The sequence below is a fragment of the Bartonella sp. AA74HLJMH genome (assembly GCF_042197045.1).
In the GTDB taxonomy this organism is placed as follows: Bacteria; Pseudomonadota; Alphaproteobacteria; order Rhizobiales; family Rhizobiaceae; genus Bartonella.
Genome location: NZ_JBHIRJ010000010.1, coordinates 15,005 through 28,077, shown reverse-complemented (window position 1 = coordinate 28,077; position 13,073 = coordinate 15,005). Strand labels below are relative to the sequence as shown.

At 37.4% G+C, this 13,073-nt stretch carries 5 protein-coding genes; all 5 read left to right on the top strand.

What is annotated here, in order from left to right:
- Nucleotides 1-501 precede the first annotated feature (501 nt).
- The 5 genes from ACFINH_RS06615 to ACFINH_RS06595 all read left to right on the top strand — a co-directional run bounded on the left by ACFINH_RS06615 (nucleotide 502) and on the right by ACFINH_RS06595 (nucleotide 11,891).
- A complete protein-coding gene (locus ACFINH_RS06615) occupies nucleotides 502-624 on the top strand; it encodes a hypothetical protein (RefSeq protein ID WP_375632449.1) in 123 nt (40 codons plus the stop codon).
- A 374-nt stretch (nucleotides 625-998) separates the two neighbouring features.
- Nucleotides 999-3,521 carry an autotransporter outer membrane beta-barrel domain-containing protein gene (locus ACFINH_RS06610; RefSeq protein ID WP_375632448.1) on the top strand — a complete coding sequence of 841 codons (2,523 nt, stop codon included), beginning with the start codon at nucleotides 999-1,001 and terminating at the stop codon, nucleotides 3,519-3,521.
- 631 nt (nucleotides 3,522-4,152) lie between these two features.
- Complete coding sequence (locus tag ACFINH_RS06605; RefSeq protein ID WP_375632447.1) at nucleotides 4,153-6,501, top strand: autotransporter outer membrane beta-barrel domain-containing protein; 2,349 nt, start codon at nucleotides 4,153-4,155, stop codon at nucleotides 6,499-6,501.
- 140 nt (nucleotides 6,502-6,641) lie between these two features.
- Nucleotides 6,642-8,615, top strand: coding sequence for an autotransporter outer membrane beta-barrel domain-containing protein (locus ACFINH_RS06600; protein WP_375632446.1), 1,974 nt, complete (start codon nucleotides 6,642-6,644; stop codon nucleotides 8,613-8,615).
- 135 nt (nucleotides 8,616-8,750) lie between these two features.
- The gene (locus ACFINH_RS06595) at nucleotides 8,751-11,891 is read left to right on the top strand and encodes an autotransporter outer membrane beta-barrel domain-containing protein (protein WP_375632445.1); all 3,141 of its coding nucleotides are present in this window, start codon (nucleotides 8,751-8,753) and stop codon (nucleotides 11,889-11,891) included.
- Nucleotides 11,892-13,073: the final 1,182 nt, after the last annotated feature.

The following is a 13,073-nucleotide window of genomic DNA, read 5'->3' as shown; positions in this document are numbered from 1 at the left end:
CATTATCGAATTTGTCTATAAAGCTAAGCAAAGTGTATTTTTAGATAATAAAAAGAAGACTACATTGGAAAAGATAATGATAAAAGAAACTCTCTCTTCATACCTTTTCTATGTTTATCCTCCTGTTTCTTCAATCCATTAGCTTAACACCACCCTGTAAGGATTCATTTATATGTCCATGTACCGTTTTTAGGCAAACCATTTTGACAATGCTTATCCCTCTAATTCCATACAGTATATTGATTTATAAAGATAATTCTTTGTTTTCCATGTTGAATGAGAGTCCCTAATATCGTAGGATTCTCTCATTTCAAACTTGTTTTATGTTGAAACAATTAAAAATTTTCTTGCACGTTACAAGCAGGGCTGGCGTGTGGAGAAAAGTTATATAAGAAAAGCCTGAGAATTCCTCTCATGAACTGCCTCAAGTGCCAAGGGCTTGTCACAAACATTGGGAGCTAGAAAAATGTGTGACGGGCTTGCTCCTTCGTAAGCGTAAAGATGATGGGACTCTATGGCTTTAGCGTTATACCCTTCACGGGCCGCCGCCGCGAAATGGGCGGTGAGGCCTTAGAAAAATGGACTTTGGTACCCTTAGCCTCTTTAAAGAAAGCCTGTGAATAGCCCCCTCATCTCTTCTTCTTATAGCAGAGAAAATTTGCTGATCATTTTGGTGAGTGCATCAAATAATACATCTCAACGCTATAGAGCTTTTTATAGCGATTATCTTTAATAGACAATTTTTAAATATCATACTTCATAGTGCTTTTAGCATAAGCTTAACCAAGCTAGGTTTTATGAAATCCACTTTTCTCGACTTTTTATGATCATGAAAAAAGTTTTTCTGAAGCAAAACTTCAAATCATAGAGTAGACCACCAATATAATTCGTTTTGTTATTTACAATAAAAACATAATGATATAGAAGTTGTCTGGGTACTTGCGCCATCAGGGGAATGAAGTAAGCATCAAAGCATACCAAATACTAAAGGCATATCTATGTGTAAGAAATATATTTATAAGAAAAATTTTTTGTTATGTACAATTGCTGGAACTTTGATTTTTTCTCATTTCGGTTCAACTTATGCAAATACATCGGCTCCTGAAACTCCTGAAATTTTGGGGAAAATTGAATTAAATAAGGGAGAAGAAAAGACTTTAAATAATGTTCTTGTCCGCGATAAAGGACCTGGAATATTAGCGCATGATAAAGCAGCTATCACAATTGTAAAATCAACAATACACACGGAAATGTCTGCACTTTCTGTATCAGAAGGTGGACGCATTCATGCTAAAGAAATTAAAGCAAATACAGTGTACAAAGGTTTAGAAACAAAGAATGGTATAATCAACGTTGAAGATTCAACCATAACCGTCCAACGAGGAGGTGCCGGTGGTATCGTTTTTTATGAAACAAAAGATTCTTCACTGAAAAGTGGAGAAAAAGTTGTCAATAAGGTTGTTCTTAGCAATACAAAACTTCTTGTGAAAAACGGTACCGGTATTCTTGGTCCCTACTGCTCAAGAGCCGTTGCTGAAGTTCAACTTAAAGACTCAGAAATTCGATCTGACGTATTATTGAGAAATAAAACGAAACGTAAATATTATGACAACGATACTCTTCCTGTAACTTTAGCATTAACCGCTGATAATTCAACAATAGAGGGACGAGCAAGAACTTTAAAAGTCAATACAACGGTTTTGACTCTGAATAACAAAAGCAAATGGTACTTAAAGACCTCTCAAGAGGAAGTCGATACTGACTTTAATGTATTTAACTATGAGCTCAGTGATATTAAACAACGAGCCCTTTCTACCGTTTCAGTACTGAATCTTAATAATAGTTCTATCGTATTTAAGACACCACAAGGGCGGGAAAAAGATCATTATCATACCTTGTATGTAGGGCGAACAGCTGAGGTTCGTAGACCTAAGGGAAGTACAATCCCCGATATAGAAAGCACTTATAATACAGTTTACAATGCCACAGGCGATGCAAAAATTTATTTTAATATTGAATGGAGTGATGGTCTAGTAAAAGAACAGCAAAAAACTGACCGCCTCCTTATACATGGTGATGTATCAGGCAGCACAACAGTCCATATCAAGAACCTTGCGAAAGGTGAGATATTAAAAGCTGAAGATTCTGTGTCTTCGAATATGCGTGGTCTTTCACTCATTCAAGTTTCTGGAAATGCAAATGAAGATTCCTTCAAACTTGCACACGGCTACACCACAATGGGGGGATTGCCCTATAAATATATACTCAAAGCCTATGGTCCAACATCCAGCCATGGAACAGCCGATAGCACACAAAGTCATTTTAGCGGAATATCACAAGAATCAAAAGAAAATACCCTCAAAGACTACACAATCTACACGATATCAGCATCAGGAAAAATGATTGAAGGCGTTTCACCAAAAGAGAAAGAAGCGCAAAATACCGGTTCATCATCCCTTGGACAAGCAAACAACGCACAAAACATCTTGGAAAAAAATCAGAATTTCTGGGATTTTCGCTTGCAAAATGCGACTCTCGATAATGAAGGAAAGATCAGAGCTCTCGTTCCTCAAGTGGCAAGCTATTTGTCCATGCCTAACGCACTATTCTCAGCTGGACTGGCTGATATAAACAATCAAAACACTTTACTCAACTCGATGCAGGAAAACACCTTTGAGACAAAAGATCATAAAAACAAAGGAGTCTTCTTCTCAACTTATGGAAATAAGATGACATTATCCTCTCACCGTACGCCATTACAATATGGCTATGGTGCCGATATTCACTATGCAGCTTTACAGGCAGGCATTACATTAGCAGCTCTAGAAGATCAAAATATGACCGCCAATTTCGGTCTTTTGGGGACATATGGGAAATTAGCTTTCACCCCTAAAGACATGGAAGGTGCTGACAAGAGTACACTCAATAAATGGTCAATTACTGCATATAGTGGGCTGCGCCATAATAATGGGATATACATCCATGCGCTCTTCTCCTATGGAATGCTCAAGGGAGATATCACCACAGCTCTCATAGGAAAGACTGCAGAATTGAAAAATGCTGATACATTCAGTGCATCAGCAACCATTGGACAAAAGTTCGAAACCAGTAAGAAAGGATTGGTCTTTGAACCACAAGCACAACTTGTTTATCAACGCCTCATGCTTGGCACACTCTCAGATGTCGATGGCTTTGATGTGGATATGGGAAATCCTTATCAATACTTAGTGCGTGTGGGTGGACGCTTAACGCAAACGAAGCTTTCTATTGAAAACGGCGGTATTCTTTCTTTCTATGGTAAACTAAACGTTGTTAAAGCTTTTTCTAACAATAGTACGATACAGATTGGTGAACCATTCCACCTTGATTCTATAGGAGCTGCCCTTGAAGGTGGATTTGGTGTAAATGCACAATTATCACAAAATATCGCCCTTCATGCTGATGTTAACTATCAATATAAGCTTCAAAAAACTGGTATATCTGGAGCAAGCTTTTCAGGTGGAATACGCTATCAGTTTTAAGAAAACGCAAAAAACAATTTATATTCTATTCATTTTAATAAAAGGCAGTGCAAATGTGCTGCCTTTTTACAATCTATCGGAAAGAACCGTTAACAACTATTCTTTCTACCACCTTTCTTGAGCCAATTAATCTCACTCAAACCAAATGTAATAAAATCTGTTATCTCTAAATGAATACTGAATTCTCAAGAGAGCTGCCTTTTTGATTTATAAAAATAAAATGCTTTTAATAAATTTTTTTGTATTTTAAAACACGTAATAAATAATTCTCTGTGTAAGAAAATCAATTAAAAGCTTTTTGTAAGCACACAACAACAGCTTCTCCAAAAACTTTGTAGAGTTTCCATAACAACAGCCTTAAGCAACAAACATCCTTGCAAAATATTTTGTTTCTTAACACTTTTAAACGGAATACTGATCAATCTAGCTTTTCTGCAATTCATAGTTTCTAACTGCAATCTCTATTTTAAAAGCTCTTCTAAAATCATTTTTTAAACGATAAAGAACACGACGCAATGTTTCGTTTTGTTGTTTACAATAAAAACATAATGATATAGAAACTGTCTGGGTACTTGCGCCATCAGGGGAATGAAGTAAGCATCAAAGCATACCAAATACTAAAGGCATATCTATGTGTAAGAAATATATTTATAAGAAAAATTTTTTGTTATGTACAATTGCTGGAACTTTGATTTTTTCTCATTTCGGTTCAACTTATGCAAATACATCAGCTCCTACAATGGTTATGGCTCGTGCGGATAAAGCAGGAGAAGAAAAAACCTTTAATAACGTTTTTATCCGCAGCGCATATACAACAGTGGTTGCTGATGACAAAGCCTTTATCACCATTACAAATTCAACAATGCGTTCAGACTCAAATTTATTTACCGCAACAACAGGTGGACGTATTCATGCTAAAAAAACTGTAGGAAAATCAAATTCCCGTGGTTTAGAAATTTCAAACGGCATCATCCATATTGAAGATTCAATCATAAATGTTTCCGGACATCACAAAAGTCGTGGTATCCTTTTTGATTACATCCCAAGTTCCCAAGTAAAAGAGGGCGAAAAAGTTATCAATAAAGCAATTCTTACCAACACAAAACTTCTTGTTGAAAATGGTATTGGTATTCTAGGACCAGATTATGCAAAATCTGTTGCTGAGGTAGAACTTAAAAGTTCAGAAATTCGTTCTGATATATTATTAAAAAATAAAATCCCAGAAAACTCAAAAGATATCGATCCTCGCACTTTTATATTAAGCGCTGACAATTCGATTATAGAAGGGCGAGCAAAGACTTTACCTCAAAATACAACGATTTTTACTCTCAACAATAACAGCAAGTGGTCCCTAAAGATTAGTCAATTTGAAGTAGACAAAGAATTTGACAGCTCTAAAGGATACTTGCTCACTGATATTAAACAACGTGCACAGTCTATTGTCTCAGTATTGAACCTTAATAATAGCTCTATTATATTTAATGCGCCGCATAAACTAGCAGACAATCAATATCAAACCTTGCATGTGGGAAAACAGCCAACAGCTGAAGCTGCAAAAGCAGAGCAAAACAGAAGCTTCGATGCAACAACGGTTTACAATGCATTGGGCAACGCAAGGATTTACTTTAATACCGAATGGAGTAATGGTCTTATAAAAGAACAACAAAAAACTGACCGTGTTCTCGTTCATGGTAATGTCTCAGGCACCACAACGATCTATTTCAACAATCTTTCAAAGCGTGCAGAACCATTCGATAATGATGAAGTTTCAATTCCTTTGAATGCGCGTGGTCTCTCACTTGTTCAGGTGTCTGGAAAAGCAGAGGAAGCCGCCTTCACGCTGGCAAATGGCTACACTACAATGGGTGGATTGCCCTATAAATATGTATTAAATGGCTATGGACCAACATCCAGCCGTGGGAGAGCTGACAAACAGCAAAGTCTCTTGCAAGAAAGTGAAGAGTTTTGGGATTTCCGTCTACAAAATGCGACTCTTGATGATGAAGGAAAAATCAAAGCTCTTGTTCCTCAAATGGCAAGCTATTTGGTTATGCATAATGCAATATTCTCCTCTGGCTTGGCTGATATAAACAATCAAAATACACTGTTAGATAATATGCACTCAACAGTTTTTGGATTAGAAGGTCATAAACAAAAAGGGATATTTTTATCGACTTATGGCAACAAGATGACGTTATCTTCCAGCCGTAGTCCATTGGAATATGGTTATGGTGCTAATGTTCACTATGCTGCTATACAAGCAGGCATGACATTAACAACGTTAGAAAATCAAAATATAACCGCGAATCTTGGTCTTTTAGGCACGTATGGAAAGCTCGCTTTTACGCCAAAGGACATGGAAGGTTCTGACAAAAGCATACTGGATAAATGGTCCTTTACGGCATATGGGAATCTCCACCATGACAATGGTCTCTATGTTAATGCATTTTTCTCTTACGGCATTTTAAACGGACATATTACAACAGCCCTTATCGGCAACACCACAGAATTAAACAATACGGATACATTAAATATATCAGCTACCGTTGGACAAAAACTAGCAACTGGTGTTGAAGGAGTGTCCTTTGAACCACAAGCACAACTTATTTATCAACATATTGCCTTTGGCACTCTTTCAGATATTGATGGCTTCCAAGTTAATATAAAGCCCCCTTATCAATGGTTGGTCCGTATTGGAGGGCGTTTAACAAAAACAATGCTTCCTATTGAAAAAGATCGTGTTCTTTCTTTTTATGGTAAATTGAATGTCATCAAAGCTTTTGGTGAGGAGCGCACTATCGATGTTATGGAATCTTTCCATCTCGATTCTATGGGCTCTTCCCTTGAAGGTGGGCTTGGCATTAACGCGCAGCTTTCTAAAAATATCGCACTTCATGCTGACATTAATTACCAACATAAACTTCAAAAAGCCGGGTTCTCTGGAATTAATTTTTCCGGAGGAATGCGTTATCGCTTTTAGAAATCTTAGCTCTCTATTTTAACGCATAAGCAGCGCTGAGATGAAAACAGTGCTGCTTAACTACATTACAAAAAACCGTAATGTGTCAAAAAGTGGTTCATTTTTAGCAAAATAAAGAAAATATCTTAAGGAACATCTCTATGCATAAGAATCTTTTGTTATGTACAGCCGCTTGTGCTTTATTTTTTTCTTCTTTTAATTTCACATCTACCAGCACCGCCTCTGCTCTAAGCCCCCAGGAACGCCATGCCATTGAAGGGATTATGAAATTACCTGAACAATATCGCCATGCTATTGATTTAATAAACACACCAACACAAGCAGAAAAAAATCTTGAAAAGATAGCCTCTGGCGCCATGATGGAAGATAATGCGCACTTCAACCAAGCACTTGAAAATCATATGGATCGTGTAAGAGATACGATTAACAGCTCTTTTGCAGGTGCAGGTCGTTATGGTTCTGGTGCTCATATAAACGTGGTGAACCGTGAAATGGATAATATACGTGCCCAAGCCATGGCAAACAAACACCATCAAGATATGCAAATCATGATGCAAGCCAGAGCAAAACTTGGACAATTACGTCAGAATCGATTAAAAACAAGAGAAAATTTATTACGTGGCTACGACAAAGCAGTTTCCGATGCCGCAAAGGCGGCAGCAATCCTTGAAGCCGATAATCAACGGCGTATTAATGCCGCGCGCCAAGAATGGGTGAACCAAGACAATCGCGATTGGCACAAACTGCAAAATAAAGCAGAAATATTACATAAAGCAGCACAAGTGGATAGTGCTTTACAAGGACAAAACAAGGAACTTTCCAATACTTTACGCAAAGCAGTATTAGAGACTTTGAACGCGGATGGAATAACCAACGTGGAGAGAAAAGAAAAAACATCCCCTCCTCCAACGGACAATTCATTCACAAGAACAGATCATGGAATGAGACAGCCTAAAATAAATGAAAATTCGCAATCTGATATTGATCCCCAAACAAACACCACTTCCTCGGAATCAAAAACGACTCTTAATACATCAGAAAAAGCGCATATGAAATTGCTCCCAAAGGTTGAGAATACCGCTACCGCGGCTACAGAGAGCACCTCTAAACTTACAGATGACGATAAAGCAACCGCAGCTTCTACTTCTCTTGATGGAACAGAAAAAAGCACAACTCTTACACCACAAGGAGAAAGTTCTTTAACCATGCCTATTGCGATGTTTGCTGTTGGGTTTAGTGATGTCAACAATCAAAATATCTTGTTAGACAATATGCAAATAACAATGTTTGAACCCAAAGATCATCCAGAGAGAGGCGTTTTCTTATCCTCTTATGGCAATAAAAGCACCTTTTCTTCTAAGGTTCAAGCAAAACAAGATGGTATCCAAGCAGATATTCGCTATGCTGCATTGCAAGCAGGAGCAACACTAATAGCGCTAAAAGATCAAAATATCAGCAGCAACTTTGGTCTTTTCGGAACATATGGGAAATTATCTTTTACTCCTAAAAACAAGGAGAGCTTTCAAAAAAATATGTTTGATAAATGGTCACTCACCGCATATGGAAATATTCAGCATGACAGTGGCATCTATGCAAGTGCATTTCTCTCTTATGGAATTTTCAAAGAAAATCACGCTACAGCTCTCATCAAACATACCTCAAAAGTGAAGAATAGTAAAACATTAGGAGCCGCTGCAACTGTTGGTCAAAAACTGTCAACCAGTTTGGAAGGTGTAATCCTAGAACCGCAAGCACAACTTGTTTATCAACGTCTCATGCTTGGTTCTTTATCAGATAGGAGCTCTTTCTCAGATGACGATAACTCTAAAATAGACATAAGCAAACCTCATCAATGGTTGCTCCGTATTGGTGGACGTTTGACACAAAACAAAGGCCATGCCCTTTCCTTCTACGGAAAACTGAACATGATCAAAACTTTTAGTGAAAACTTTTCGCTTGCTGCTATGGAATCTTTAATTGAAGGTGGTTTTGGTATTCAGGCGCACTTATCGCAAAATATAGAGCTTCATAGTGATATCAGCTATCAACATAAATTCAAAAAAGCTGGCATCTCTGCAATAAATATTGCCGCTGGAATGCGCTATCACTTTTAAAAATACTTGTATTCCTATCTTGAAATATAACGCGCTCTCATTATGTTTCGTTTTGTCTCTTACAAAAGAGACATAATGAGGCCAAAGTTTTATTTTTTATGAGAGAGGGGAGAAATATTTTAGGAATACATCCATATGAAAAAAAGCTTCTTACTATACACAGTTTCTGGAGTTCTGTTTTGTTCTTTCACCAGTATGTCTTATGCTATTCATAGTACAAATCCATCAACAACGATAGATTCTTCTTCTCTACAACCTGCTCGTGTCAAGTCACAAATAAATCTATCCGGAGTTTTTGATCCGTATAAAGATCTATATGATGGAATCGGACAAGTTATGCCATCATATCCATCTTCAACCCCTAATGGCCTCCTTCCCCCTACAGCACCTAGCTCCACAAGAACGAGCGCAAGCCCTATTTCTACAGGAAGTGAACTTACAACGCCTACTTCTACAAGCACTCTACCTCCCAAAACACAACTTGAAGGAAATTCAGCTGGAAATATAATTTCTTCTTCAAAACAAAACTCTGATCTTAGTCAAGGAAGTACACAAACACCAAAGACTAAAGTTACAGAAGGTGTACAATCTAACCCTACAACACAAAACACTCCTATTATACAATCTTCAACAACAGGAATGGAAGCAAAATCTAGAAGACGTTCAGGGGCGCCCTCCTCTTCTGCAGACTCTTCCAGCGAAAAAACACTATCGAATTCTGCTGTGTCTTCACAGCCAGAACCTACACAACCTTCACCGAATTTACAACCAGCACTTACAAAGTCTGAACCTACAAGAACGGAACCTACAAAACCAACAACAGAGCAAATACCAACATCTAATGAACCAGAACTCGCACAGCCAATATCTTTAAGAGTAGAAACTGAAAACCCAGCATTACTGGTACCACCAAGCTCTGCAAAACCAGCGCCAGTGCAATCTTCATCTGCACAAAAAATATCTGAAAAATCAGAGATTGAAAAACCAATATCACCAATAAAACAACCTGAAAAGTCTACACAAATTGAGGATATAAGCGCTGGAGTTGAAGCTAAAAACGGTAAGATCATAACGCTACATAACAAAAAAATTCAAGACAATGGTTTTGCTGTACATGCAGAGGGAAATAATTCAAAAGTCAACATGATAGGGGGAACAGTTGATGCGCGTTTTGTTGCACTAAGCGTATCAGATGGTGGAGAAATTGATGCTACAGGCATTACTGTAACAGCAGAAACAGCTGGTTTGGTAAACATAGAGGGCACAATCAAACTTAAGGATTCAAGCGTCCATGTCACGGGAAATTATGAAGCAGACGGTATTATTTTCCGCAACAATCCGTATAATGCCCCTAGAAAACGATATACACGCAATGCTGAAAGGAACACCAATGCCGTTCAAGAACAAGATGTAGCCAATATTGCTGATAAAGTAACCCTAGAGAATACAAAGCTTTTCGTTGAACATGGTAGCGGTATCAACCTTTATGGAACAGGCGTAAACGGGGAAGTCAACCTTAAAAATTCAGAAGTTCATGCCGATATTTTATTAAAAAATATCAAGAACGAAAGTGCCTCCACAAACACCATTACATTAGTTGCAGACCACACTTCTTTAGAAGGTCGGGTAAGAACTTCTAAAGATAATAGAACAGTTTTTGATCTAAAAGAGAGGACTAAATGGCTTGTAAAGGCGAATAAAAATGCCACAAATAATGATAATATTTTAAATGACTATAGACAGTTTGGTGTTGATGAAAAATCATACTCTAATCTTTCTGAATTGCACCTTACAAACAGTGCCATTATGTTTGACAAGCCCATTGAGGGACATTATCAAACTCTGTTTATAGGACCTAATCTTTTGCAAGAAGACGAAACAACTCACACAGCAGCGATTTATAGTACAGCGGGTCTTGCAGAGATTTATGTAAACACTCAATGGGATAAACATTCTCCTATCACGGAACAACAAACTGATCGCATTGTGATTAATGGTGATGTCTCAGGAAGTACTGTTGTTCACATCAATCTCCAAACCGATAGCTCTGCTGTTTGGGAAGAGACGATGGCTTCACTTCCTTTAGGGACACATGGGATTTCAATCATTCAAGTTTCCGGACAAGCAAACGAAAATTCCTTCACGTTAGCAGGAAACTATATGACAATAGGGAAACAACCTTATAAATATGTACTCACAGGCTATAAGCCTGGAACATCTCATGAGAGCCAAAATCTTTTTGGCAAGAAGAATAGTGATTTCTGGGATTTCCGCTTACAGAATGCCTACATTGATAAAGACAAAAAAGTTCGAGCCCTTTTACCACAGGTAGCAAACTATTTAACCATATCTAATACTTTATTTTCTGCTGGATTTACTGATGTAAACAATCAAAACACGTTGTTAGACAATATGCAAACAACAGTATTTGGGGCAAAAGACAATAAAAAGAATGGTATCTTTTTCTCTTCCTACGGCGAGAAGGTCACCCTATCTTCCAACCGCGATCCACTGCACTATGGTTATGGTGCTGATGTAAACTATACTGCCTTACAATTAGGGGGCATATTAGCCGCCTTAGAAAGCAAAGACATAAGCGCACATTTTGGTCTTTTAGGAACGTACGGAAAGCTTGCCTTTACGCCAAAAGAGATGCAAGATTCTGAAAAGACAACGCTTGATAAATGGTCACTTACCGCTTATAGCGGCATCCAGCATAGCAATGGTATATATGTCAACGCTCTTCTTTCTTACGGAACCTTAAAAGGAAATATTACCACAGCTCTTGTTGGGAATGCCGCAAAATTGGATGGTACCGAGATGCTTAATATATCTGCAACCATTGGTCAGAAATTAGCAACCGATACAAAAGGGCTTGTCTTTGAACCACAAGCTCAATTCATTTATCAAAATCTCATGTTTGATATTTTCTCAGATACCAATGGCTTAAAAGTAGACATGGGCAATCCACATCAATGGTTGATCCGTTTTGGTGGACGTTTAACAAAAACGATAATGGCTGTTGAAGAAAACAAGGCTGTTTCCTTCTATGGTAAAATGAATGTTATCAGAACTTTTGGCGATGGTAAAACAATAAAAATTGCTGATACCTTTCATGTTGATCCTACCGGCTCTTCAGTTGAGGGAGGCATGGGGGTGAATGCATATCTTTCTCAAAATATCGTACTAAACGCCGATATCAGCTATCGGCAAAAACTGCAAAAAGCCGGTGTATCTGGCACCAATTTGTCTGGCGGAATACGTTATCGTTTCTAAAGCAGAAGTTAATTTTAACTTAAATAAAAAAGGCAGCACAAAGTGCTGCTTTTTTATTTAAATTTATATATTTTTTTAATTCTCAAAAATCATTATCACATCAAAGAAGATTTTGACTTATAATATTTCTTTTGCATATTGAATAAAAAACTAAATACCATAACATTCTCTCATCAAAATACCCCATGCATAAAATTTTATGTCTTATATTATCACCACACCTCAAGCGATGATGTTTTTACAGCACAACAGAATAAGCATTCATGCCGATTTAAAAAAAGTCAGCCCCTTCTTCGCTGTGGACGCTCCATTTATTTTAGATGATGTACATTTAATATACCTGCTATAAAGACTAGTATCTGGTATAAATTCTTAAAGGCAAGTTTTTCCTCTAAAATCTCAATGCTACAGCAGCTCCATTATAAGACAAGATATTGATTTATAAAGACAATTAATTGTTTTCCATGTTAAATGAGAATCCAGAATATCGTCAGATTCTTTCATTTTAGACCTGTTCCATGTTGAATCAACAAAAACCATATCTCTTACAAGTGACAAGGGGGAAGAGCCATAGGGATAAAAAACTATTAAGAAAGGATTAAAAATGCCTCTAATGAACTATCTCAAGTGCCAAGGGCTGTAGCAACATTGGGATCAAACAAAGAATATGACAGTGTTGAAAAATATAACAATATCAACTTGCTCTTTTATTAAGCATAAAGATGGTCGCGCCCTATAGATTTTATATTATTTCCATGGGAACTTTCTTATTATACCATTCACAAGCACCGTTGCATCAAAGATGTCGTTGCGCCGCCCCACAAACACCATCACGAAATAGACTTGAGAGCTTAGATATCTCTTTAAAACAAGGCCGTGAATTAGGAATAACAAATCCATTCTATTTTGAGTATTTTGTCGTGCATGAAGGACATGCCCGCAGTAAAAAACACAATAAAAAAAGCGTGAAACAATGCGGAATCTTCATTATTTAACAGATAGTGCTTTAGATACTTTTGAAAGACATAAAGCTAAATTAAAGAACGGCGGAACAGAGGGAAGCTGATTTCTACCTCTTTATTCTTTCCCAATGAGATTGCCTCCCCATTTCAAATATTACGCCAACAAAGATATACGCACTATATCCACTCAGATCTGGATGCTCTCTCCAATCTGACATAC